Raw genomic sequence first — 24,441 nt, forward strand, 5'->3', positions numbered from 1 at the left:
TTATGCCAAGAAGCAAGTTTTGTATTGAGCTGAATGGCTTTCCAAAAGTTAGACAAAAGATCTACTAGATGGGGTGCAATTCACTATTATCCTTTGTCAGGAATTGATCTCGAAATAAATAAAAGCAGTGTCTAAAATTGCCTAGTCAGGGACTTAAATTTTTGAACCGTAATTTTGACCGTTGAGACCTACTCATTAAATAGGAAAAGACAAAAAATTCCAATATTTCAGAAAGTGCTTGCAATTGTTAAATTTTTCTTTATAATGTCTCTAAAGAAAGGGATTAAATTATGAAGAATGTTACATTATCATCTTGGCAATTTGCCAAAAAACACCTAGTCGAGTTATCATGCGTAACAGCCCTAGCGGCTGCCGCAACCTTTGCTGCAGATCCTGCTTCTGCAGATACCCTGTCATCGGATACCGATAAAGGGGCTGAAACAGTTGCCAATCTTAAAGAAGCAGCTCTTAGCGAAAAGGTACCGACAACTCAACCTCAAATGGAAGCCTCCAGCGCAGAGACTGCAGTGGCTCAGACCTCCCAGCCTGTAACACAGACAATATCCAGCGAAAATTTCGGCGATAGAGAAGCGGCCGAGAAAGCCAGTTCTAGTGAAGTTGCCAGTGATACCTCTTCTGCGTCTACTAGTGAAACGGCAGAACAGCAGGGAGTAGGTGTGGCTAAAACCAATACCAGTAGTCAAATAGCGACTGACGCTAATACTAAAGCAACTACCGAAAGAGATGCTTCTCCTTTGACAGCCACTAGTGAGCCTCTCTATCAAGGTTTTCACGGTGATGACCAAGGAAATTGGTATTATGTAGATGAAAAAGGCAATAATCTTACTGGTCTTCAAGTTATAGATGGTCACACTTATTATTTTGATGATAGAGGTGTCCAAGCTAAAGGTAAAGAAGTAGAACTTGATGGTAGTCTCTACTATTTTGATGAAGATAATGGTCAAAAATGGGCCGATCGTTTCCGCCAAGCTGGTAATAATGTTTGGGTATATTATGACAGTAATGGTGCACGTGTCACGGGTGCTCAAATTGTTAATCAGGCAAAGCTTTACTTTAACGATCAAGGTGAGCAAATCAAGGGTGATTTTGCAGTCGATGGTCACTATTATGATAAAAACAGCGGGGCTATGCTGACTAAGCGTTATGTAGAGCATGATGGAAACTGGTATTACGTAGATGAAAAGGGAGATAAGCTAACCGGAGCACAGACGATTGACGGTGTTAAGGTCTACTTCTTTGCGGATGGTCGGCAAGCTAAAGGAGAATTCTCCGGTTACGGCGATACCGGCCAGTACTATGATGCTGATACTGGTGCGCAAGTAACGGATGTGGCAGGGACTCCGAGGTTTATCCAAACGCGGGAAGGTTATCGTTACTATGTTAATGAGAAGGGACAAAGAGTAACAGATCTTCAGATTATTGATGGTAATATTTATTACTTTGGTTCACCAACCAGAAAGTACCACAGTGGAGCGCAAGTGCGAGGTGACCTAGCCTACGCTCTTGACTATAACGATCCGATTCCGGGCAGCAGCCATATTTATTATATGGATCCAGAAACAGGAATAGCTTGGAAAAACCGCTATGTTGAAAAGAATGGCAACACTTATTATTTCGGTACAGAGGGCTATGCCTTGACAGGCGAGCAGACCATTGACGGCTTATCTGTTTATTTCCGTCATGATGGCCGGCAAGTCAAGGGAGAGCTTGTTAAAGAAAATGGTGTAACTCGCTACTATGCACCTGACACTGGTGAACGTGTCCGCAATATGACCCTAACTATTGGCGGAGTAACCTACCATTTTGATGCGGAGGGCAATGGAACGATCGTCCCCCTTTAAGAGCAAGTCAGTTATCTATGTAGTAAAAAGCGAAACGAACTTTAAAAACAGACTTCTTCTGAAAAGAACTAGGAGAAGTCTGTTTTTACTTGTCTTATCCACAGGCATCTACTTTTATAGAACTTAGGATAAATTACTTTAATACCGGCTTTTTTCTCTTAATTGTTTTCTTCGTGATCCCTAAATTCAGCCAAGCTCCTTTGGACTTGAGTGATGAAGGTATCGATAATAGCAGCATTTTTAGCTTTTTTTGGCCGGACGTAGCCCAGTGTATGCAAGGGGCTGTCTTTTAAAGGAATAAGCACAATCTGTTCACGCATAAAGCTATTAACGATACCAAGGCCAGAAGCGTAAGCCTCAGAAGCCCGCAGCAGATTCATGACAGTTCCGCGGTCATTGGAATAGATAATTTTTTGATAGTGGTTGATTTCTAAAGGATCCTCGTCAAAATGCATACCAGTTTTTTCCTGCTGAAAACGAATCTGTGGGTAGGTCGTCAAATCTTCCTCGCTGATGACCTCTTGGTCTGCCAGCGGATGATCCTTACCTAAAAAGATGCGTGTTTTGAAATCTCCCAGAGATGTGAACTCCAATCCCAAATCGGCTATATGGCGTGTAAGAAAACGTCGATTTTCATCATTGAGGTAGATAATGCCTAAATCACTTTCGTAGGAGGCAACACTTTCTAAAATTTGGCGAGTGGTTGTCTCAATTAATTGAAAATCCTGATAGTCATCTTCATAAACTTCCGAAACATAGGCCAATGGTTCTGACAGAAAGTCATAGTGGTGACTAGAGACGGTAAAACTTTTGAGATAATCTTTCTGGTAGCGTTCTTCCAGAAGTTTGACTTCACCTAGAATACGTTTGGCATACTTGAGAAAATCCTGTCCTTCTTCAGTTAGAACCATACCGCTATTAGTCCGCTCAAAAAGATGAATGTCCAGTTCTTTTTCAAGATTGCGAATAGCACCTGATAGATTGGGTTGCGTCATATAAAGGGCGATAGCAGCCTTGTTTAAGGATCCATGCTCAGCTACCGCGACCATGTAGCGCAGTTGCAAAAGGTTCATACACGACCTCCTCCTAAGATACTAAGTCATTAAATGATTCTAAAGAAATCAATCTTCTTTGTTATGTTTGTCTTTTAGCAATAGACTTCAGAAGCCTCGTCTTCTAGACTGTCGGCTCTTACGAAAGGCGAACCCCTATCGTTCACAAGCAAAGCCCAGAGAGTTCAACAAGATAAGAAAATTAGTGATTACCATAAGCATTGCAGCCCAGTCAGGGCTTTTTTATATGATAAATGCGAGCCAAACTCATATATGAAATACGGTGGCATAAGTAGTCTTCTTGTGAGTGTTCTTATTTTAGCATAAAAGTTTTGGATATAAAGAAAACTTATACTCAGTAATAATAAATATAGATTAGGCAAGAAAAAGGAATTTCGATATGATGGGAATAAATTTTTTTAATTGGTAAGGGGGAGTTGTGATGGCAGATGAATTTTATAACAAACTTCAGAAGATCCGCCGTTATATTCACGAGCATCCAGAGATTTCGGAGCATGAATTTGAGACAACAGCCTATCTAAAAAGGAAATTAGAAGAACTGGACGTTAGGGTAATTGATAGTGGATTAAAAACAGGTTTAATTGCTGAAATTGGATTCGGTCATCCTATCATTGCTCTGCGAGCTGATATAGATGCCCTTCCTATCCACGAACGAACAGGATTGGATTATGCTAGTAAGAATGACGGTGCCATGCATGCTTGTGGGCATGACTTGCACCAAACCAGTCTCCTAGGAGCAGCCGAATTACTAAAAGCTAGGGAAAAAGAGCTCAAAGGGACTCTGCGCCTCATTTTTCAGCCTGCTGAAGAAAATTTTCAAGGCGCGCATCAAGTGATAGCTGCTGGTGGTCTGGATGATGTAGCCGCTATTATTGGTTATCATAATAATCCCCACCTAAAACCAGGACAAATTGGACTGCGCCCCCAGGCTATTATGGCAGGAGTAGAACAATTTGAGGTGAGCATCACAGGCATTAGTGGTCATGCTGCCCGCCCAGATTTAGGGGTCGACACAATTTTAACGATTACAAGTATCGTAAACAATTTGCAGTCTATCATCTCTCGTACCGTATCTCCTTTTGACTCTGCAGTTCTTTCGGTTACGCATATAGATGCTGGAACAACCTGGAATGTTCTACCAGATACTGGTTTCTTTGAAGGGACCATTCGCACTTTTAGTCCTGAAATTCGAGAAAAGGTGATCGCGCGCTTTACCGCCATCGTAGAGCAAACGGCAGCGCAATTTGGTGCTCGAGCAGAGATTACATGGGGAAATTCACCAAGAGTAACCTATAACGATGAAACTTTAACACCGCTGATCTTTGAGAATTCCAAGACATTTGCGGAGGTTCTCAGCGTTCTACCTTCTACGGGAGGTGAAGATTTTGCTGCTTATCAGGAAAAAGTTCCGGGTGTCTTCGCTTTTATTGGCTCTAATGGGACAGATGGAGCTCCTGACTGGCATCATGATGATTTTTTGGTCAAGGATGAGGCCCTTCCTATCGCGGTAAATTACTATGTAGAAAATGCTCTGTATTTGTTAGAGTATTTTGGAGGCTAATTATGGTAAATAGGATAATCCGACTCAGCCCTTCGGAATATATCAATGAGCCAGGGGCTCTGGCGCAGCTGCCTGAGATTATTGATAGATATAGTTTAAAAAATCCCCGGATCTTAACGGACACAACTGTTTACCAAGTTATAAAAGACTATTTACCAGATAGGTTTCTGGAAATCTATCCTCTGACTTACTTTGAGGGCAATTGTACTTTTGAAGAAATTGACCGCCTTGTGGAAATTTTTCAAGAGCATGATGCTATTCTTGCTTTTGGCGGTGGACAGTTAATGGATACAGCCAAAATGGTTTCAGATCACCTGAAAATTCCAATCATAGCTTCTCAGACAGTGCCATCAAATTGTGCTGCCTTGACCACAAAGAGTATCATCTATTCACAAACCCACGAAAAAATTGATAACGTGAGGCATAATAAAAGTGTCGATGTCGTCTTACTGGATCCTGAATTGTTGGTGCGTTCACCACGTTCCTATGTACTGTCAGGGATTGGTGATACTCTAGCAAAATTTTATGAGATTCGGCGACGGTTGACAAATGATAAGGCAGATCTGTTATCAATAGAGATTGGGCGTTTTTATATTGAGCTGTGCCGGCGTGAGATGTTGAGCGTGACAGACTACCAGTCATTGACTGGAAAAGCTCTCATCAATTTTATCGACACAATTTTTCTAGTAGCTGCCTCAGTAGATGGTATTGCTGATAAAGATGGTATGAGTGTTGCTGCCCACGCTTTTCACAATGCGTATGTCAAAGTTAAACCGACGGATCGTAGCACACATGGTGAAATTGTAGCCTTGGGGAATCTTTTTCAGGTTTTACTGGAAGGCAATCGGGAATTAACTCGAGAAATTATCACTTATTATCGCCAACTCGGTTTGCCCCTGTCCTTGGCCGATTTAGATTTGACAGATGAAGCTGCTATCGAAGCATTGGTACCTTATCTGGCTAGGCCTGAGGATTATCGCTTTCGGACAATTTTTCCTGATGCCACAATAGGGGAGATTGCCAGTGTCATTCAGCAATTAAAGGAGGGCAGCTATGGCTATTAAAATTAGTGCTTCTCAACGAATGGCCAGTAAACAAGCTCACTATACCTCGCAGCAGCAGGAGATTATTCGAAAGTTGAAGGGCGATGGGAAAAAAGTGATCAATCTGGGTCGAGGCAATCCAGACCAAGCTACCTTTCCTGAAATTGTAAAATACATGCAGAAAGCTGTTCAAAAGCCAGAAAATCAAGGTTACCCTCCTTATGGTGGGAAATTAAGTTTAAAGGAAGCTATTATTGATTATTATAAACGAGAATATCACGTTTCCTTGACTAGCGACGAAGTGACTGTTTTTAGCGGTTCTCTAGCCAGTCTGACAGCTTTACCGATGGCTTTAATGGATCCTCAGGATTTTGCTTTGACACCAGATCCCGCATTTTTTGCCTATGACACAGGTATTAAAATGGCCGGGGCTGATGTCTACCCCTTGCCCTTGCTAGAAGATAATAAATTCTTGCCCAAATATGGCGATATTCCTGATGATGTTTTAAAACGAAGCAAATTGATGTTTTTAAATTATCCAAACAATCCAACTGGTGCCGGAGCCCCTCTTTCTTTTTTTGAAGAGACAGTTGCTTTTGCCAAACAGTATAATATTCTTGTTGTACATGATTTTGCTTATGGCGATATTAATTTCACAGAACCTGCTCCTAGTTTTTTACAGGCCAAGGGCGCTAAAGAAATTGGTGTAGAAGTGGCATCGCTCTCCAAGACCTTTAATATGGCCGGCTGGAGGATAGGCTACGCTGTGGGGAACAAAACTATAATTGCTCTACTAGCTGATTATATAAAAAACTCTGTTGGTGGGACTTTTGGCGCAGTTCAGGATGCAGCCGAGTATGCTTTGAACCATACACAAGATCAGCGGGCCAGCTTAAGGGCTCTCTATCGGAAAAGGCAGAGATTGGCTGTGGATTTCTTAAAGCAGCACCAATTGCCTGTATACGAATCTGATGGAACCTTTTTTCTTTGGCTCAAATTACCCCAAGGGGTAGACGATCAGGAATTTGTACGAGAACTTCTGGAACAAGAGTATGTTGCCCTTATCCCTGGCAGTGTTTTTGGTCCATCGGGGAGGGGATACGTTCGTATCAGTTTAGTGACTGATAGTCAAACAATTTTAGAAGGTTTGGAAAGGGTGCTGCAAGTCTATGAAAGATTTACGACCTCACATTTATCAGCTGATTGATTGTTTAGAGAAGCCTCTGGTTTCAGATGAGTTGACGTCTAGTCTATATCAAGCGCGTCTAGCCTTGATGGATTATCTCGCCTGTTACTACAAAGGGAGCAGACACCCACATGTGAGCGCCCTGCACCGCTTTTATCAGCAGGAAGATTTTTCTTTTAAAAATTTATGGGCAGCAAGTGAGAATAGGGCTGCAAGAGAGAGTGCTGCCTTGCTCTTAGGTATGGCTGCCCACTATGATGATTTAGATGATGTCCAAGCCAATTATCGAGGACATCCCTCCAGTGTTATCTTTTCTGCCTTGTTTGCTGTCGCGGATGCCCAGAGTGACCTTGAAGATTTTTTGCTGGCTTACCTTACAGGAGTTGAAGCTGCGGGTTTAGTGGGACAGCAACTTCAACCGCAGCATGCAGAGATGGGCTGGCATTCGACAGCGACGATTGGAACTTTAGCAGCAGCACTAGCTATTGTTAAATTAAAACGCGTAAGTGGTGATGAGGCTGCGATGCTTATGTCCCTAGCCATAAATCAAACTAGTGGCTATCTCCTTCAGGAAGGTACTGATGGTAAGCCTTTAAACGCTGGCTGGGCTGCTCAACGTGCGGTCAATGCCTATCATTTGGCCAGTTCAGGCCTCACAGCTAATGTTGATATCTTTGATAGTCCCAAAGGGTGGCCGCAAATTATTGGTGGCCAGCTAGACTTCTCACTGGTTAATCAACACTGGTTTTCGCCACCTCAGATACTTAAGCCTGGACTTTGGTTTAAGCGAACCTCATTTTGCTCGGCTGCAAATTCAGCATACGATGCTTCTCTTGAACTATATACCAAAAAAATTTCTCCGTCAGATATTATAGCCGTTGAGATTGGTTTCCCGGAAAAGGGCGATCTGGCTCTGACAAAGACAAGTCCTAAGACAGGGTTAGAAGGCAAGTTTTCTGCAGAATACATTGTTTGGCTAGGACTGACCAAGGGCGAAGCCACCGAAAATGATTTTAGCGCTAAGCCTGTGTTGCAATCTTTTAAAGACTTTTTACCCAAAATTAAGCGTCATCATCCTCTCCCCTTGGCTCAGACTGATGAACGTCCAGCAGAAGTCACCCTTACGTTATCGACTGGCTCAAAGGTGACTGCCAAAGTTCAATTTCCTAAAGGCTCTCCTAACAATCCTTATAGTTTAGATGAATTGATGGTGAAGTGGCAAGCGATTATAGGAGAGAAGGCCCCATCTCTGTGGCAGACTTTACAGTACAGGGAGGTTATATTAGAAGATATTTTCAATTAATTGGAAAGGAAAGCAGGTTATGTCAGAAGTTTTAGTACAAGCAGGTCTGGCAGAGGTCGTCGAACTAAAAAATCTTTTTCAAAAAGCCTATGCGGATAATGAAGCGCGGGGGATTCATTTCGCAGCTGCTACAATTAATGAAGATGACTTGCAAGACCATCTGTACTCTACGCCTATCTTTGTAAAAACGGAGCCGTTGGGTAGAATTGTAGCGTCAACGGCTGTCCGATTTCCATGGTCTAAAAATCCCGGACCCTATTGTTTACCACACTTGGGCTGGATAGCGACTCTCCCTGCTTATCAGAATCAGGGATTGGCCAAATCATTAGTCATGGATGTTATTGACCACTATCTTTCCCGACAACTTAGAGCACCAGCTGTTACCTTAGGTACGGCTAAAGAACATCCGTGGTTGATAGAAGCCTATGAACGTATGGGTTTCGCTTACCTAGATGAGAAACAACTGTTTTCTGATCATAAAACAGTCTACCTGATCAAGATTTTAGATAAAAGAGCCCTAAACCAAGTAAAAGATGACGCGTTAAAGCTATTGTTAACAGAAAGGAATTTAGTATGAATTTTGATTGGGAGTATTTTTTCAGCTTATTTGCAAGGCTAATCGCCTACCTGCCCATTACTTTGTTTTTAGCCATTATTGCTATGGTTTTGGCTATCCTCGTTGGGGCGGTCATGACGTGGTTGCAGTTAAGCCGCTGGGCTCTTTTACGCTATTTTGCAAAATTTTATATTTCTCTTTTTCGGGGAATGCCGACCTTGGTTGAACTTTTCCTTATTTTTTATGGACTTCCCCAGATCTTTCCTGTCTTTCAAGGGATGACTGCTTTGACGGCAGCTATTGTCGGTTTAGGACTCAAGCAGTCAGCTTATTTGTCAGAGATTTTTAGAGCGGCTGTTAGCTCGGTGGATAAGGGTCAGATTGAAGCTGGTCAAACGTTGACTATCTCCCCTTGGAAGTTATTCCTTCATGTTATCCTACCTCAGTCGGCCTTAAATGCTCTACCAGCTACTGGCAATACCTTTGCTAGTCTTATAAAGGAGACCTCATTAGCTTTTACATTAGGAATTACAGAACTGTTTGGCAATGCTAAGATGGTTGCAGGAGAGTCTTTTAAATACTTTGAAACTTATTTAGCAGCTGGTCTACTTTACTGGTTGGTGATAGTACTTTATAGTGCTTTGCAAAACCAAATCGAAGAAGAACTGGAAAAACCGTATAGGAGGACTACCGATGGCATTCATTGAATTAGAGAATCTAGCTGTTACTTTGGGAGGCAGACCTGTTCTCGAAGATATCAACCTGTCGATAGAAGCAGGCAAAGTAACAACCCTGGTAGGCCCTTCTGGTTCTGGGAAAACTACCTTGCTTAGAATTTTGAATCTGCTGCAGGAACCCTCTCAAGGACAGCTGACAGTTGGTGATACTACAGTAAAGGCTGGTAGTATTGGTAAGCGGGAAATTCATAGTATTAGGCAGTATTCTACAATGGTATTTCAGCATTTTAACCTATTCAAAAACTATAACGTCTTGGATAACGTTGCAAAACCCTTGATTCTTTCTAATAAGGCTAATCGTAAAGAAGCTGAAGCTATCGCTCAAACATCATTAGAAAGGGTTGGTCTGTCACAATTTATTGAACAGTACCCAGCTACTTTATCTGGAGGACAGCAGCAGCGGGTTGCTATCGCACGTGCCATTGCCTTTAAACCCCAAATTATTTTATTTGATGAACCAACATCATCATTGGATCCTGAGATGGTTGAAGGGGTTTTAGATGTCATTGCAGATTTGGCCAAGGAAGACATTTCCATGGTTCTAGTCACCCACGAAATGAACTTTGCCCGTAAAATTTCGGATCAGGTGATATTTCTTGAAGATGGAAAAGTTTTAACTCAGGGCCCTGCAAAGTTACTCTTGTCATCAGACAGTACCCATGATCGTGTCCGTTCATTTGTCAATTCACTTTATCATGGATCAATGGAAAGTGCTGAGTTATAGGAAGGGGAGAGTTATGGTAAGTGTACTAGATTCAGTATTGCTGCGAGGCAATTTCTCAACGCCTGAAATGCGTGAGGTATGGAGTGATACTAATAAAATAGCTAAGCAGCTGATGGTTGAATCTGCTTTAGCCCAAGCTGAGGGCGAGCTGGATATTATTCCTCAAGAAGCAGCTCAATTGATAGCAGAGAAAGCACATGTTGAAAACTTTGACTTAGTCAAGCTTCAGAAAAAAAGTGCTGAAAAGCGCCATTCTTTGATTGCTCTTATTCAGGGATTACAAGAAAAGGTAGGAGGACAGGCTGGCGAATTCGTCCACTATGGCGTAACAACTCAGGATATTGTTGATTCGGGGACGATGCTGCAGGTCAAAGAAGCTTATGCGATAATACTCCAGCATACGCAAGAGCTTATTACTGCCTTGGCTAATTTGACTAGAGAGTATCGTGCTACCTTGATGATTGGCCGAACTCATGGTATTCATGCTATCCCCATTACATTTGGTTTTAAGTTGGCTATCTGGCTAGATGAGTTGTTGCGCAGTAAGCGGCGTTTGCGTCAATTATCTGAGAATGAGGTCTTTGTTGGCAGCATCAGTGGAGCAGTTGGGACCTATGCCTCTTTCTCTGGTCAAGGTCAAGCTGTTGAAGAACTGACACTGTCTAAGTTAGGATTAGCTGTGCCCAATATCTCTTGGCAGCCAGCGCGTGATCGTTTTTCAGAATTTGGATCTGTATTAGCGATTTACTCTGGATTACTTGGAAAAATAGGGCGTGAGCTGTTTACCATGATGAAGACTGAAGTTGATGAGGTTCATGAACCTTTCATCGCAGGAGAGGTTGGTTCTTCGACGATGCCTCAAAAGCGTAATCCTGCCCTGATTGAAGGATTAGCCAGCCTGACCCAGCCAGTATTTAAAGATTTTGACTTACTGCTGCAGTCCTTATTGATGGATGGAGAGAGGGATGCTATCCACTGGCGCAATGAGTGGGTTGCCCTGCCGGAAATCACTAATTATCTTGATGCTCAGATTGTCAATGCTACTTATATTCTGTCAGAACTTGACGTCAATTCTCAAGCCATGACAGATAATTTAAATAAGCAGGGAGCCCTGCCTTACGCTGAGCGTATCATGTTTGAGCTAGGAAAGATACTGGGCAAGCAAACTGCCCATCACTTGGTTTATGAAGCTGCCATGACTTCCATTGAGACTCATCAAGATTTTATTTCCTTACTTTATCAGCTCCCTGAGGTTCAAAAATACGTTACTAGAGAAGAACTTCTCAGCTGGGTCACTCCTGAGAATAATATTGGGGAGAGCCTAGCCAAGATAGATAAGATCCTTGCCCAATTGGCAGAGTAAAGAAAGAGGTATTTATGAAGAAAAAAACATTTTTAACACTAGCTAGTCTCATTATCCTAGTCGTTATCGCTATTGTTGGTTATCAATCTTACACTAAACAACACACCGCACATTCGGGGGACGATAAAACTCTGAGAATTGCGACAACTGGTGTCAGTTTCCCAGGTTCTTATAAGGACGGTTCAAAATTAACAGGATTTGATGTCGAGGTTGCTCGAGCAGTCGGCAAAAAAATAGGTTATAAAGTTAAATTTACAACGACTAGCTTTGATGGTTTGTTCGGTCTTCTAACTAGTGATAAGGTGGACGCCATCGCATCAAGTGTGGCCATAACAGGTGAACGTAAACAAACTTACGATTTTTCAACACCATATGCAACTTTTAAATATGGCATTGCTGTTCAAAAAGATGCTGCTTATACCAATGTTGAGGAACTTCAGGGAAAAACAATCGGTGCAACTGTCGGTTCAAATCAAATCAATGTTGTTAAGGAACATTTCAAGGATGACGTTACTATTCAAACCTTTGATGATCGGGAGGCAGTCTTACAAGGGCTGCTGAAAGGACAAGTTGATGGCTATGCCAATGCTCAAACGATTTTATCAGCTGTTATCCAGCAGAAAAATCTTGACTTAAAAGTGCTTGATGGTGATCTTGGTCAAGAAAATATCGCCTTGACCTTTGCCAAAGGAAAAAATAAGGATTTGCGCAAGAAGGTTAACGCTGCCCTAGCCGACCTTGAAAAAGATGGGACCATCGCTAGGCTATCTAAGAAATATTTCTCCGGTATCGATGCTTCTTATGGTAACCAAAAGTAATTAAAAAGAATATTGAAGTGGCTGCCTCAGCTTAAATGGGAATCAGGACATTCTGGGGCTTAGAATCAAGAGGGTGTCACACTGCTGTAAGGATTTAGGGGTTCTTTTGTCAGCTGTAGTGGGTAGAATCCCACCAGAAGCTATAGAGCCGATTTAGGTTATTAGTAGTGTGGCCTCTTTTAGTCTCAGAATTTTTTTTACAAAAAGGTCAAACTCTGTTTGCCTTTTTATGAATGAGGCTGGGACAGCACACACATGGTAACGTCGCCATCATGTATGTGTGCTGTCCTTTTTTCGTAATAATCTGCCTTTTTCTATGCTATAATAAGGGAAAAAGCTATTAGAGGGTGCTGCTATGTCTAAAAACAGCGTTGATATTGAAAGGTACCGTGAGCTAGCCTTGCAGAAGCAAAGGGAACATCGTAAATTTTTGTCGGGTCTAAAGAAAAAGGCACCGAAAAATCTAGATAAAATTGTGCAGGAAGTACATACCGAAGTTTTTAAGGAAATTGATTGTTTGGCTTGTGCGAATTGCTGCCGTACATTGGGGCCAGACTTTACTGAAGCTGATATCCAGCGGATTGCTAAGCATTTTCACATGAAGTTACCGGCTTTTGAGGAGATGTATCTACATACGGATGAAGACGGCGATAAGGTCTTTCAGAGTATGCCTTGCCCCTTCTTAGGTGAGGATAATCTCTGTTCCATCTACGATGTGCGCCCTAAGGCCTGTGCCGCCTTTCCCCATACTGATCGTAAAAAGATTTATCAAATCAATCACTTGACTATCAAAAATACTCTCTTTTGCCCAGCGGCTTATCTCTTTGTTGAGAAGCTGAAGGAGAGAGTGTCAGTTTAATCCATACGAAAACAGCTACGCCTTACTAGACGCAGCTGTTTTGTGTATTTTGGCCTACTCTACTGAAGAAAACTATGGTGTCAGATTGGAAATACTACTTTCTTATTTCTCCAGTATTAGGATCAATAATCCAAGTTTCCCCTTTTATTTGTCGGCCATCGTTGTCAAAAAGATAGGTTTTGCCATCAATGGTTTGAAGGCCGGTAACTCGTAAACCATTATCTTTATCGAGATAATACCAAGTTTTACCAGCATCAGGAGTAACAAAGCGCCCCTTAATTTGCTTACCAGTTTCATCAAAAGTGTAGCGCTTGCCACTGAAGATTTGCTCACCAGTCAAGACATGCCCATCGTCCTTATCGAGATAGTACCAAGTTTGTCCGCCGTCAGGTGATGCGAAATCTCCTTTGACTTGGGAACCATCAGCGTTAAAGTAGTGGGTATAACCATCAATAGTTTGAAGGCCGGTAACTCGCAAACCATTATCTTTATCGAGATAATACCAAGTTTTACCAGCATCAGGAGTAACAAAGCGCCCCTTAATTTGCTTACCGGTTTCATCAAAAGTGTAGCGCTTGCCACTGATGATTTGCTCACCAGTCAAGACATGCCCACTGTCCTTATCGAGATAGTACCAAGTTTGTCCGCCGTCAGGTGATGCGAAATCTCCTTTGACTTGGGAACCATCAGCGTTAAAGTAGTGGGTGTAGCCGTCAATTTGCGCTAAGCCCCTTGCCAGCTCCCCATCAGCTTTTCTGTAAAACCAATGATTATCAGTTTCAAACCAGCCTACTTGTGGCCCTTCTTGAGTGAGAGGTTTAAGGTAAAGATTTTGGAAGGCCACGGCACCGTCCCAGAGCCCAACTCCTACATGAGCTTTATTGAAGTACTCCTTAGCATCGTCAAATTGATGCGTCATGACCACTTGACCGTCAATGCTCAGTGAGACGGCATTTTGGGTTTTAGAAATAAGAAGGTGATGATATTGATTGTCATTTAGGGCCTTGGCCAGAGGTGCCTCAGCTATCGTATCTCCTTGGAAGTAATAGAGTCTAACACTAGCCCCCTCACCGAGTTGGAAGGCGTAGGCATTAGCAGGGTCGGCCGCAGGAGAAGCGAAGAAAATATTTACCAGTCCTTTTTGATATTTAACATCGGCTTCTAAGGTGTATTCAGAATAAGGTACCTGCTCCGCTGTCATAAAGGCATCGTTGGCGCTAGAATTACTATCCAATAATTCCTTATCATCAATCACCCATTGACCTGAAATAGCTTTAAGATTGTTGAGGTTTGTTTTGAAGTTATCTTCAAAAACGGAAATAGTAAAGGATTTAGTCAGACTCGGATTTTCTTTCGCCGTCGCTGTAACCGTTGCTGTTCCAGCCTTAATCGCTCTGGCAGTTAATTTAGAACCGTCTTGTGCGATGTTAAGTACTTCTGGATGATCCACTGTCCAAGTAACTTCCTGCCGAGCAGTTCCCGGTGCCAGCAGAGCGTTAAATGTAGTCGCTTGACCGACATTTAACCGTGTTTCTGCTTGACCAATACCTGATAATTTAAAAGGAGCATCTGTTTGAACTTTATCATTCCAGATGGATTTGAGCGGGTAAAAGGCAATATCAGCTTTGGTATCGCCGCCTTCTGCAAAGACACTGGCACCTAAGCTATTAGGAGATGGGAAAATTTGATTAGCCCCAGTGACTGTATCTCCCTTGGTAAAAACTTCAACACTTGCTCGATCAACAAAAATATGTAGGGAAATACTACCATCTGCATTGGTTGTGACTGTTTGTTTATTGATATCAGCAAACTTATCATTGATAATAACACCAGATTTTGTCCGATCAATAGAAAGTTCCTGAGTGGTCAAGTCATAAATGACAACAGTCTCTTCATCCTGCGATTGACGAAGTTTAAAGCCAAGTTTTGTAGTCGCAGCGCTAGGCCTAAAGGTCGATACAATTTCATAAGTATCCGACTGCACATTTTTGAGCAGATCGTTTTGGGATGTTACTGCAACATCCTTGTAGATAATCGCCTTGTCCGTATCACGCAGGCTTTCATAAGCTTCAATTGGTGTTTGCGTCAGGTAGTAGGTTCCGTTTTCCTTTGTCAGTCCAAGTTGAAGGTTTAGATTATAGGTACCATTGAAATCCTGGTCTACAGTTTTAGCGATTAGATTGCAGTAATCCCAAGTATTCATCCAGTTTAGCTCAGTCAGTTTGGGAATCGTTGGGTGGTCATCAGTTCCAAAGTCCTGAACATAATAAGTCATAGCAGCATAGGAATCTTTCCCAAAATTCATGATGCCATCGGAATTTTTATAGGCTTCATCAGCGACAAAAGTCCATTTACCGTCAACAGGCTTGAAATCACCAACTTTATAATAACGGCCACCGCGGGATAATACCCATTTTACAGTTCCGTCATCTGTTTGGATAGGGTAGAGATCAGGACACTCAGTGTGGAGATCAGGATAAGTAGACTCAACTGTCCAATCTCTTAAGTTATCTGAAGAGTAGATGCGAAGCGGACCGCCAGCTAGTACCATAAACCATTTGTTGTTCCAATGGAAGACTTTGGGATCGCGGAAGTCTTTCGTTTGCAGCGGATCATTGGACCAATCAGCAGCGACTTGATCAACCTTAGTCCAAGTTCGTCCTTCATCAGAACTATAAGCTAATTTGATACGTTGGCCATTACCATCAGCTGTTACTAAGGCAACTAATCCTCCTTGTCCCTCCTTAAAGAATCCAGAGGTATTGTGTTCGTCAACAACGATACAGCCAGAAAACATGGTTCCATTGGCATCAGGATAGAGAGCCATCGGTTGTTCTTCCCAATGAATTAGGTCAGTGCTGGTTGCATGAGCCCAATGCATCGGTCCCCAAACTTGATCATCATAAAACTGGTAGAAAAGGTGGTATTTCCCCTTATAGTAAACCAAACCGTTCGGATCGTTACCCCAACCGTCCTTGACAGAGTAGTGGTACTGATCTCGAAAGAGTTCATTGTAATAAACTTCCTTAGCTTGACGCCGGTGAACATTGATACGGTAGGTTAAGGTTGCCTGATTGCCAGCCTTATCAGTAACAGTACTTGTCACAGTCAAATAATTGGCCCCCACAGCGACAGGGATATCATCGCTGACTTGATACTCTTTACCTGAGCTATCTGTAATCGTGATTTGAGACTTATCGCTCTTAGGGCTAATGGCTAATTTGACAGTTGCAGCAGCGTTATCAACATATTGGATATGAATCGGTGCATTGGGTAAAAATTGTCCTTTAGCTTCTACCTGACCCTTGTCTGAGGTCACGCTAATATCGTTAATCTCAGGTGTGAAGCTCTCAGAAATAGGACTGTAGTAAGTGTTTTGGAAGATCATCTCGCCATTCCAGTTAAGCAGACCCAAGTAACCCTCTTTGATAACAGTATTTTGACCCTTGTCCTCTTTTTGAATGGTATAATCGCCAGTAGAAGCGACTAGATGGCCATTAATATAGCAGGAAATCCAATTGTTAATAGACACAACTGTTAAATGGTAAGTAGCATCTGCAGTAGGTTCGATAGAGCGCTCGTCGATTAATTGCTGATCTTGCCCCTTGTCCCAACGCCAGAACTTACTCTTTTTATTGCCGCCGTCGATATTTAAGGCATAACTATTTTGAACGTTGTTAGGATCCACACTCCTAAAGATTAAGGTTGCAGCCCCTTGGTCTTTTAAAAACCTAACATCTGTTGAGTAGACAAAGTCACTGGCTTTAACATCGGATAAATACCAGCTGTCTCCTTGACCAAGCGCATTGCTATAGAGCCCTTCGTCGCGCTCTTCCCAAGTACCATTAGCTGCTGTGAAATTGGTCAAATTTGTATGATAGCCAGTATCTTGAATGGCAGGAGTAGATGCTGGTTTTTCTACGGCAGCTTCAGCAGCTGGGTTTGTCACTTGGCTTGTCGACGGTTTGCTATTACCTTTTGTATCTTCTGCTGTCGCCTTGTCACCTTCTTGCTGACCATTGACAGATGCCTCAGAGTGAGCGAAAGAAGAGGCTGCTTGTGGAGCTTCAACAACAGTTTGTGAATCAGCAGGAGTGACTGTTTCTTCTGTTGTCGGTTGTTCCAAGTTTGCGCCATCCTTTATGGATTCATTAGACACTAGATTTACAGCACTATCCCCTGATACTACCTCATCAGCTAAAACTGGGGTGCAGAGAGCTAGACCACCTATAATGGTTACTAAAGCACAGCCGTAAACCCATTGTTTACCACGCTTATGCATGTACCAATGCTGGGGTTTTGTCTCTTGCGAATAGACTTTCTTCATAACACATCACCTCATTTTTAAATTTTACAAACAAATTATATTTTTAATGTAAGCGCTTTACAACTCACGCTAGTCATCTCTTGCAATGACAAATGTCATGTAAAAATAGGCAGAAACCTTCCACTATATCTTTTCTGCTTTTCAGAAAATATTAGAAGGAATTATCATTATCTGGTCAGTGGATCTTGATTGCATTATTCACTGAGAAAACAAAAATCCAAGAATTTATCGAGTACTGAAGATAAATCTGTTCAGAAGCTATGTTTTCCTTATTGCATGCAGGAGCAGTCCCAAGCCAATTAGCTACAAGGATTCAGTTTCTCTAGTATAAAAAGGCCCCTTTCTGTTCCTGATAAAAATCTAGGGCCAGACTTACTTCCCTTTATTATTCGCCATAGACTGACGACAGTGCCAGGAAGAAAAAAAGGATCGCAGTTGATCTACTGATAACAACAAAAGCTTTATTTTTTCTGGAATCTGCCTTGCTCAGGGATCAGGCATCATAGGGTGGATTTAAAAAATTAGGGAAGGTAATTCAAATGCTTGAAAACGTTTTCTGTAGTGCTATAATAAACCTGTAGGCGCAGGTGGTACTTACGCAGGTCCTCTTGGTTCTTAGTCGTTGAGTGCAGGCTTAATTTCCTTAAACAGGTCTTTTTGTCTCTCAATCTCGTTTGTTATCAAGAGCGAGCGCTTAGACAAGAAGTCTCTGCCGTGTCTTAAATATAAGGAGGAATAATTATGGCTTATAAGACGACTTATCCTTACACGAATGAGGTGCTGAACTCTTTTGATAATGCAACTGATGCAGATTTAGAACAAGCTCTAGCCAATGGGCATGCGCTTTACAAGGAATGGCGGGCAAAAGCTGATTTGCAAGAACGCAAGGAACAGCTGCACAAAGTGGCTGAGTTATTGCGTCGCGATCGTGACAAATATGCTGAAGTCATGACAAAAGATATGGGAAAGCTTTTTACTGAGGCGCAAGGAGAAGTAGAGCTCTGCGCAGAAATCGCTGATTATTTTGCAGATAAAGCTGAAGCTTTCTTACAGCCTAAGCCTCTTGAAAAGATCAATGGCGAAGGCTACTATATTAAGCAAGCCACGGGTGTCTTGTTGGCAGTAGAACCTTGGAATTTTCCTTTCTATCAGGTGATGAGGGTGTTTGCTCCTAATTTTATGGTAGGAAACCCCATGATCCTTAAGCATGCTTCTATTTGCCCAGCCTCTGCTCAAGCCTTTGAAGATTTAGTAGCTGAAGCGGGTGCACCAGCAGGTTCTTTTAAGAATCTGTTCCTAAGTTATGATCAGGTCTCCAAAGCTATTGCTGATCCACGTATTGTCGGCGTCTGTCTGACAGGTTCTGAACGTGGCGGTGCTTCTATTGCAGGTGAAGCGGGAGCAAATTTGAAGAAATCTTCAATGGAGCTAGGTGGCAATGATGCCTTTATCATTCTGGAAGATGCTGATTTTGATCTTCTGAAAGAAACCATTTTCTTTGCTCGTCTCTACAATGCAGGACAAGTCTGCACCTCATCCAAACGGTTTATTGTTGTTGGGGATCATTATGACAAATTTGTGGATATGGTAGTTGAAGCCTTCAAATCTGCCAAATGGGGCGATCCAATGGATCCAGAGACTACTCTGGCACCTTTGTCTTCTGCTGGAGCTAAAGAAGAGGTACTCGGTCAGATAAAATTAGCCGTTGACAGTGGGGCAACTGTCGTTTACGGTAATGAAGAGATTGATCATCCTGGATACTTTGTCCAGCCAACTGTGTTAACTGATATTACCAAGGACAACCCTATTTATAATCAGGAAATCTTTGGACCTGTCGCTTCTATTTACAAGGTTGATTCAGAGGAAGAAGCTATAGCGTTGGCTAATGATTCTAGCTACGGTCTAGGTGGCACTGTCTTTAGTAAAAATCTTGACCATGCCAAAGCCGTTGCTGCTCAAATTGAGACTGGCATGAGCTTTATCAATTCTGGTTGGACCTCCCATCCAGAGCTGCCATTCGGTGGTATTAAGAATTCTGGCTATGGTCGTGAACTCAGTGAGCTTGGTTTTGATGCCTTTGTTAATGAACATCTGGTCTTTGTGCCAAACAACTAATGAATTGGATTTGAGGCCAAGGGTTGAAAAATAAGTGTTAACTGGGATGGATTTATAATCACCCGTTGCCAATAAATAGGCCGAGTATCTAGACAGCGCCTTGGCCTTCAATTTAAAAAGAAGCTGAGTTTAAATTCAGCTTCTTTTCGGTTTCATAAAAAGATAAGGAAGTGTCAAGGAATAACTGTAATGATGCTATCTCTAGCGGCTTAATCACTAGGAGGAGCAGCAAATAAGCTAGGCAAGAGGATATACTTTGCTTGGTTTCTCCTAGCAATTTGCCAGGTAGGGGCCATAATTGTTCAAATGCAAAAATCGCTTCTAGTTTTTGTTATAATAAACCTATGAATGAACTGATAAAACATAAACTGGAACTGTTGCCAGCTAGTCCTGGCTGCTACATCCACAAGGACAAAAATGGTACTATCATCTATGTGGGAAAGGCTAAGAATCTGAAAAATCGGGTGCGATCTTATTTTCATGGCAGTCACGATACGAAGACGGAGATGCTGGTCTCAGAAATCGCCGATTTTGAGTATATCGTCACGGGATCCAATACCGAAGCCCTTCTCCTAGAAATCAATCTGATTCAGGAGAATATGCCCAAGTATAATATTCGGCTCAAGGATGACAAATCCTACCCTTATATTAAGATTACTAACGAGGTTTATCCTCGCCTCATGATTACCCGTCAGGTTCACCGCAAAGATGGGATTTATTTTGGTCCTTACCCCGATTCAGGAGCAGCAACCGAGATTAAGCGTCTGCTGGATCGTATTTTCCCTTTTAAAAAATGTACCAATCCAGCTAATAAGGTTTGTTTTTACTATCATTTAGGACAATGCAATGCCCACACTGTTTGCCACACTGATCAGGCTTACTGGGACGGTCTCAAAGAGGATGTCAAAAATTTCCTCAACGGCAAGGATAATAAGATTGTCGATCAAATCCGCGATAAAATGCTCAAAGCTTCAGAGCTGATGGAGTTTGAGCGAGCTGCCGAGTACCGTGATCTTTTGGAAGCTATCAGTACCCTGCGTACCAAGCAGCGAATCATGAACCAAGATATGATTGATCGCGATATCTTTGGCTATTATGTCGACAAGGGTTGGATGTGTGTACAGGTCTTTTTCGTCCGTCAGGGCAAGCTCATTCAGCGGGATGTCAATATGTTTCCCTACTACAATGAGCCTGAAGAGGATTTTCTCACCTATGTCGGTCAATTCTATCGTGAGAGCAAGCACTTTCTACCTAAAGAAGTTTTTATTCCGCAGGATATTGATGCTGAGCTTGTCAAGGCGGTCGTAGGAACCAAGGTTATTAAACCACAGCGTGGCGAGAAGAAGCAGTTAGTCAACCTAGCGACCAAGAATGCCAGAGTCAGTCTGCAGCAAAAGTTTGACCTTTTGGAAAAAGATATTAGAAAGACCAAGGGAGCTATTGAAAATCTTGGAGAATTGCTCAATATCCCAGCCCCTCGCCGTATTGAGGCCTTTGATAATTCCAATATTCAAGGAACTAGTCCAGTTGCTGCTATGGTCGTCTTCGTTGACGGTAAACCCAATAAGAAAGACTATCGTAAGTTTAAAATCAAGACGGTTGTTGGCCCAGATGACTATGCCAGTATGCGTGAGGTTATTTATCGGCGCTACAGTCGGGTCATGCGAGATGGTTTGACACCACCTGATTTAATCGTGATCGATGGTGGACAAGGTCAGGTCAATATTGCAAAAGAGGTCATCCAAGACCGTCTAGGCTTAGACATTCCTATTGCAGGTCTTCAAAAGAATGATAAACACCAGACCCATGAGTTGCTCTTCGGTGAGCCTCTGGAAGTTGTTGATTTGCCACGGAACTCCGAGGAATTCTTTCTCCTTCAGCGCGTACAAGAAGAGGTCCACCGCTTTGCTATCACCTTTCATCGTCAGGTTCGCAGCAAAAATAGCTTCAGCTCCAAATTGGACGGCATTTCTGGCCTTGGACCGAAACGCAAGCAGCTCCTGCTCAAACATTACAAGAGCCTGACTAAGATTCAAGAAGCTGATATTGAGGATATAATCAATTGTGGTGTCCCGCGCAAGGTTGCAGAGGCAGTTAAAGCAGCGCTAAGTAAGGAAGTTGTTGAGAAAAAAAATGAAACCGAGTAGACAGCCTCGGTTTTTAGCGTAGCTAAAAATTGCCTGCCTTCCCTATTTATGATACTCTAAGTCTACTGAAACGATAGAAAGGGATTCTTATGGTAAAAGAATACGATTATATTGTCCTCGGCGGCGGTTCTGGTGGAATCGCCTCAGCAAACCGCGCAGCCATTCGCGGCGCTAAGGTTCTCTTAATCGAAGCTGCGGAAACTGGCGGAACCTGTGTCAACCGCGGCTGTGTACCCAAAAAAGTCATGTGGTACGGGGCGCAGGTAGCTGAGAGTATCCACAAATATGCTGGTGAGTATGGCTTTACTGTTGGAAATGTTGACTTTGACTTCATGACCCTTAAAAATAATCGAGAAGCCTATATCGACCGGATTCACGGCTCTTATGAGCGCGGCTTTGCCGCCAATGGTGTTGAGGTTCTCAATGCCTATGCTACCTTTATCGATGCCCACACGCTGGAAGCTAATGGTGAAACCTATACAGCACCACATGTCCTTATTGCAACTGGCGGTCATGCCCTTATTCCTGAAATTCCAGGGGCTGAGTATGGTATTACTTCCGATGGCTTTTTTGAGTTGGATGAAGTACCTAAGCGCGTGGCTATTGTGGGAGCTGGCTATATCGGTGTTGAGATTGCTGGTCTCCTTCATACCCTAGGCAGTGATGCCCATCTTTTTGTTCGCAAGGATCGGCCGCTTCGCAATTGGGACAACTACCTGACCGATGCCCTCATGGAAGAGATGACAAAAGACGGTCCAACCCTGCATAAATACTGTATACCAAAGGCAGTAGTGAAAAATGAAGATGGCTCTTTAACGCTCAGCTTTGAAAATGGTGAGGAACATACGACTGACGTCATTATTTGGGCTATTGGCCGCGTTGCAAACACTAAGGGCTACGGCCTTGAAAATACAGGCGTGGTTCTCAATGATAAAGGATTTATCCAAGCTGATGAGTATGAAAACACCAATGTTTCAGGTGTCTATGCCATCGGTGATGTCAATGGTAAGATCGAGCTAACGCCGGTTGCTATCAAGGCTGGCCGCCAACTGTCGGAGCGCCTTTTCAATGGTCAAAAGGTAGCTAAGATGGACTACACTAATGTCCCAACAGTGGTCTTTAGTCATCCAGCTATGGGCAAGGTCGGCTTGACGGAAGAACAAGCCATTAAGCAGTATGGGAAAGATCAAATCAAAGTCTATACCTCATCCTTTACTTCTATGTATACAGCCTTGGCTGACAATCGCCAAGTGGCTCGCATGAAATTAGTTGTTCAAGGTGAAGATGAAAAGGTTGTCGGCCTCCACGGTATCGGCTACGGTGTTGACGAAATGATTCAAGGCTTCGCGGTTGCGATCAAGATGGGAGCTACCAAAGCTGATCTTGATAGTACAGTTGCCATCCACCCGACAGGTGCGGAAGAATTTGTGACCATGCGGTAAAGCTAAGAAATCTGCACTAAATAGCCCAAAGATAAAAGACGAAAAATCCCAGATCAATTCATGATTTGGGATTTTAGCTAGTTCTTTTAATCCAAAAGATAACGGCGGACTTCTGAAATAAAATAGAGAGAGCCTGTCACGACAAAAAGATTACCTGAATCCTTGGCTCTATCCAGCCATTCGCGAAAATCAGCAACCTTTGAGTAGATTTCAGGATAGTCTGCTAAGTCAGCTGCCTCTGGGAAAGCAAAAGTAGTGACACTGAGCTCCAGACCCTCCAGCAGCGCTAACATTTCAGAAAGATTTTTTCGCTTCAAGCCTGCAAAAAGCAGCTGTTTAGAGTAGCTTGAAAAATCTGTTTTTAAAAGGTCAATCAGGGCAGCAATTCCTTGAGGATTATGGGCTCCGTCCAGCAGAATGTTAGGTTTGATTAGTTCGCCGCGACCGGGCCAGAAAGCAGAACGTAAACCAGTCCTGATTGCATCCTCATCGATCTTAGGGAAATTTTTTTGAAGAAGGAGACTGGCCTCAATGGCCAAGGCTGCATTATTTTGCTGGTGAGACCCGAGAAGACTCAGGCTTAAATGTTGCAAACTGCCCAACGGACCTTTGAAATCAAAGCCATTGCTGGTATCTTCAATCCGAAAGTCCCGACCAGCTTGATGGAAGGGAGCTTGTAACTGCTTGGCTTCATTTTCAAAAACGATTTGAGCTTGCTGAGGGACTGGTCCAAGAATTATCGGCCGTCCAGATTTGATGGCTCCTGCCTTATGCCAGGCGATGTCTTCCAGACGATTGCCCAAAGTATCCAAATGATCATAGCCAATAGAAGTGCAGATGGTTGCTAAAGGGGTGATGATATTAGTTGAATCAAAACGCCCGCCGACACCGGCTTCGAGGATGGCCATATCAACTGGCTGTATACGCTCAAAATACAGAAAAGCAAGAACAGTGACTAATTCAAATTCTGTCAAAGTTCCCAGTTCTGTCTCAGCAAGTTTCTCTAACCAGGGGCGGACTAAATCAAAAGTTTTTACTAGATCCTGGTCGCCGATAGGCTGACCGTCAACAGCTATTCTTTCATTAAAGCGAGTGATAAAGGGCGAGGTAAAGGTTCCCGTCTTGTAGCCTGCCTGGCTAAAGACAGCTTGGAGCAGGGCAGTAGTTGAGCCTTTGCCATTAGTTCCGACAATATGAAGACTGGGAAAGCCTGTTTGGGGCCTTCCCAGCTTATCTAATATCCAACTTAATCGCCTGATATCAGGCCGGCGTCCATTAGCTTTGTGGCTGTGGATAGCCTGTAAGGTTTCTTGATAGGTTAGCAT

The 24,441-nt window shown here is 42.8% G+C and carries 17 protein-coding genes; 14 read left to right on the forward strand and 3 right to left on the reverse strand.

The window, feature by feature from the left end; translation table 11 throughout:
• The first annotated feature begins 290 nt into the window (after positions 1–290).
• Complete coding sequence (locus AC4HAO_RS02305) at positions 291–1,862, forward strand: hypothetical protein (protein WP_491134460.1); 1,572 nt, start codon at positions 291–293, stop codon at positions 1,860–1,862.
• A gap of 158 nt (positions 1,863–2,020) precedes the next feature.
• On the opposite strand, the gene AC4HAO_RS02310 is transcribed toward AC4HAO_RS02305, so the two are convergent.
• Positions 2,021–2,935 (reverse strand): LysR family transcriptional regulator, encoded by a 915-nt coding sequence (locus tag AC4HAO_RS02310; RefSeq protein WP_491093154.1) that lies wholly within the window; start codon positions 2,933–2,935, stop codon positions 2,021–2,023.
• A 421-nt stretch (positions 2,936–3,356) separates the two neighbouring features.
• On the opposite strand from AC4HAO_RS02310, the gene AC4HAO_RS02315 reads away from it, so the two are divergent.
• The 10 genes from AC4HAO_RS02315 to AC4HAO_RS02360 all read left to right on the forward strand — a co-directional run bounded on the left by AC4HAO_RS02315 (position 3,357) and on the right by AC4HAO_RS02360 (position 13,085).
• On the forward strand, positions 3,357–4,496 hold the full coding sequence (locus tag AC4HAO_RS02315; RefSeq protein WP_491134461.1) for an amidohydrolase: 1,140 nt from the start codon (positions 3,357–3,359) through the stop codon (positions 4,494–4,496).
• 2 nt (positions 4,497–4,498) lie between these two features.
• A complete protein-coding gene (locus tag AC4HAO_RS02320) occupies positions 4,499–5,560 on the forward strand; it encodes an iron-containing alcohol dehydrogenase family protein (protein WP_491134462.1) in 1,062 nt (353 codons plus the stop codon).
• Positions 5,550–6,746, forward strand: coding sequence for an aminotransferase class I/II-fold pyridoxal phosphate-dependent enzyme (locus AC4HAO_RS02325; protein WP_491093157.1), 1,197 nt, complete (start codon positions 5,550–5,552; stop codon positions 6,744–6,746). Before AC4HAO_RS02320 ends, AC4HAO_RS02325 begins: the two co-directional genes overlap by 11 nt.
• Complete coding sequence (locus tag AC4HAO_RS02330; RefSeq protein WP_491134463.1) at positions 6,709–8,028, forward strand: MmgE/PrpD family protein; 1,320 nt, start codon at positions 6,709–6,711, stop codon at positions 8,026–8,028. The genes AC4HAO_RS02325 and AC4HAO_RS02330 overlap by 38 nt, the downstream gene beginning before the upstream one ends.
• Before the next feature lie 19 nt (positions 8,029–8,047).
• Positions 8,048–8,605 carry a GNAT family N-acetyltransferase gene (locus AC4HAO_RS02335; RefSeq protein ID WP_491134464.1) on the forward strand — a complete coding sequence of 186 codons (558 nt, stop codon included), beginning with the start codon at positions 8,048–8,050 and terminating at the stop codon, positions 8,603–8,605.
• The gene (locus AC4HAO_RS02340) at positions 8,602–9,291 is read left to right on the forward strand and encodes an amino acid ABC transporter permease (RefSeq protein WP_491134465.1); all 690 of its coding nucleotides are present in this window, start codon (positions 8,602–8,604) and stop codon (positions 9,289–9,291) included. The genes AC4HAO_RS02335 and AC4HAO_RS02340 overlap by 4 nt, the downstream gene beginning before the upstream one ends.
• A complete protein-coding gene (locus AC4HAO_RS02345) occupies positions 9,278–10,045 on the forward strand; it encodes an amino acid ABC transporter ATP-binding protein (RefSeq protein ID WP_491134466.1) in 768 nt (255 codons plus the stop codon). Before AC4HAO_RS02340 ends, AC4HAO_RS02345 begins: the two co-directional genes overlap by 14 nt.
• Before the next feature lie 13 nt (positions 10,046–10,058).
• Entirely contained in the window at positions 10,059–11,408 is a 1,350-nt protein-coding gene (gene purB, locus AC4HAO_RS02350) for an adenylosuccinate lyase (protein ID WP_491134467.1), read from the forward strand.
• 14 nt (positions 11,409–11,422) lie between these two features.
• On the forward strand, positions 11,423–12,226 hold the full coding sequence (locus AC4HAO_RS02355; protein ID WP_491093163.1) for a transporter substrate-binding domain-containing protein: 804 nt from the start codon (positions 11,423–11,425) through the stop codon (positions 12,224–12,226).
• A 355-nt stretch (positions 12,227–12,581) separates the two neighbouring features.
• Complete coding sequence (locus AC4HAO_RS02360; RefSeq protein WP_491134468.1) at positions 12,582–13,085, forward strand: YkgJ family cysteine cluster protein; 504 nt, start codon at positions 12,582–12,584, stop codon at positions 13,083–13,085.
• Positions 13,086–13,179: 94 nt separating this feature from the next.
• Here AC4HAO_RS02360 and AC4HAO_RS02365 read toward each other — a convergent pair whose 3' ends face one another.
• Positions 13,180–17,412 carry a GH32 C-terminal domain-containing protein gene (locus AC4HAO_RS02365; protein ID WP_491134469.1) on the reverse strand — a complete coding sequence of 1,411 codons (4,233 nt, stop codon included), beginning with the start codon at positions 17,410–17,412 and terminating at the stop codon, positions 13,180–13,182.
• A gap of 741 nt (positions 17,413–18,153) precedes the next feature.
• Between AC4HAO_RS02365 and AC4HAO_RS02370 the strand changes: the two genes are divergently transcribed.
• The 3 genes from AC4HAO_RS02370 to gorA all read left to right on the forward strand — a co-directional run bounded on the left by AC4HAO_RS02370 (position 18,154) and on the right by gorA (position 23,116).
• Entirely contained in the window at positions 18,154–19,527 is a 1,374-nt protein-coding gene (locus AC4HAO_RS02370; protein WP_491134470.1) for an NAD-dependent succinate-semialdehyde dehydrogenase, read from the forward strand.
• A 344-nt stretch (positions 19,528–19,871) separates the two neighbouring features.
• Positions 19,872–21,674, forward strand: coding sequence for an excinuclease ABC subunit UvrC (gene uvrC / locus AC4HAO_RS02375; protein WP_491134471.1), 1,803 nt, complete (start codon positions 19,872–19,874; stop codon positions 21,672–21,674).
• Between the two features lie 89 nt (positions 21,675–21,763).
• Positions 21,764–23,116 carry a glutathione-disulfide reductase gene (gene gorA, locus AC4HAO_RS02380; RefSeq protein WP_491134472.1) on the forward strand — a complete coding sequence of 451 codons (1,353 nt, stop codon included), beginning with the start codon at positions 21,764–21,766 and terminating at the stop codon, positions 23,114–23,116.
• Between the two features lie 86 nt (positions 23,117–23,202).
• Here gorA and AC4HAO_RS02385 read toward each other — a convergent pair whose 3' ends face one another.
• Positions 23,203–24,441 (reverse strand): bifunctional folylpolyglutamate synthase/dihydrofolate synthase, encoded by a 1,239-nt coding sequence (locus AC4HAO_RS02385; protein WP_491134473.1) that lies wholly within the window; start codon positions 24,439–24,441, stop codon positions 23,203–23,205.

This window comes from Streptococcus sp. ELY_137, from assembly GCF_058314515.1.

Coding starts and splice junctions, on each gene's coding strand:
- AC4HAO_RS02305 (WP_491134460.1), top strand. CDS start 291: ATGAAGAATGTTACATTATCATCTTGGCAATTTGCCAAAAAACACCTA.
- AC4HAO_RS02310 (WP_491093154.1), bottom strand. CDS start 2,935: ATGAACCTTTTGCAACTGCGCTACATGGTCGCGGTAGCTGAGCATGGA.
- AC4HAO_RS02315 (WP_491134461.1), top strand. CDS start 3,357: ATGGCAGATGAATTTTATAACAAACTTCAGAAGATCCGCCGTTATATT.
- AC4HAO_RS02320 (WP_491134462.1), top strand. CDS start 4,499: ATGGTAAATAGGATAATCCGACTCAGCCCTTCGGAATATATCAATGAG.
- AC4HAO_RS02325 (WP_491093157.1), top strand. CDS start 5,550: ATGGCTATTAAAATTAGTGCTTCTCAACGAATGGCCAGTAAACAAGCT.
- AC4HAO_RS02330 (WP_491134463.1), top strand. CDS start 6,709: ATGAAAGATTTACGACCTCACATTTATCAGCTGATTGATTGTTTAGAG.
- AC4HAO_RS02335 (WP_491134464.1), top strand. CDS start 8,048: ATGTCAGAAGTTTTAGTACAAGCAGGTCTGGCAGAGGTCGTCGAACTA.
- AC4HAO_RS02340 (WP_491134465.1), top strand. CDS start 8,602: ATGAATTTTGATTGGGAGTATTTTTTCAGCTTATTTGCAAGGCTAATC.
- AC4HAO_RS02345 (WP_491134466.1), top strand. CDS start 9,278: ATGGCATTCATTGAATTAGAGAATCTAGCTGTTACTTTGGGAGGCAGA.
- purB (WP_491134467.1), top strand. CDS start 10,059: ATGGTAAGTGTACTAGATTCAGTATTGCTGCGAGGCAATTTCTCAACG.
- AC4HAO_RS02355 (WP_491093163.1), top strand. CDS start 11,423: ATGAAGAAAAAAACATTTTTAACACTAGCTAGTCTCATTATCCTAGTC.
- AC4HAO_RS02360 (WP_491134468.1), top strand. CDS start 12,582: ATGTCTAAAAACAGCGTTGATATTGAAAGGTACCGTGAGCTAGCCTTG.
- AC4HAO_RS02365 (WP_491134469.1), bottom strand. CDS start 17,412: ATGAAGAAAGTCTATTCGCAAGAGACAAAACCCCAGCATTGGTACATG.
- AC4HAO_RS02370 (WP_491134470.1), top strand. CDS start 18,154: ATGGCTTATAAGACGACTTATCCTTACACGAATGAGGTGCTGAACTCT.
- uvrC (WP_491134471.1), top strand. CDS start 19,872: ATGAATGAACTGATAAAACATAAACTGGAACTGTTGCCAGCTAGTCCT.
- gorA (WP_491134472.1), top strand. CDS start 21,764: ATGGTAAAAGAATACGATTATATTGTCCTCGGCGGCGGTTCTGGTGGA.
- AC4HAO_RS02385 (WP_491134473.1), bottom strand. CDS start 24,441: ATGCTAACCTATCAAGAAACCTTACAGGCTATCCACAGCCACAAAGCT.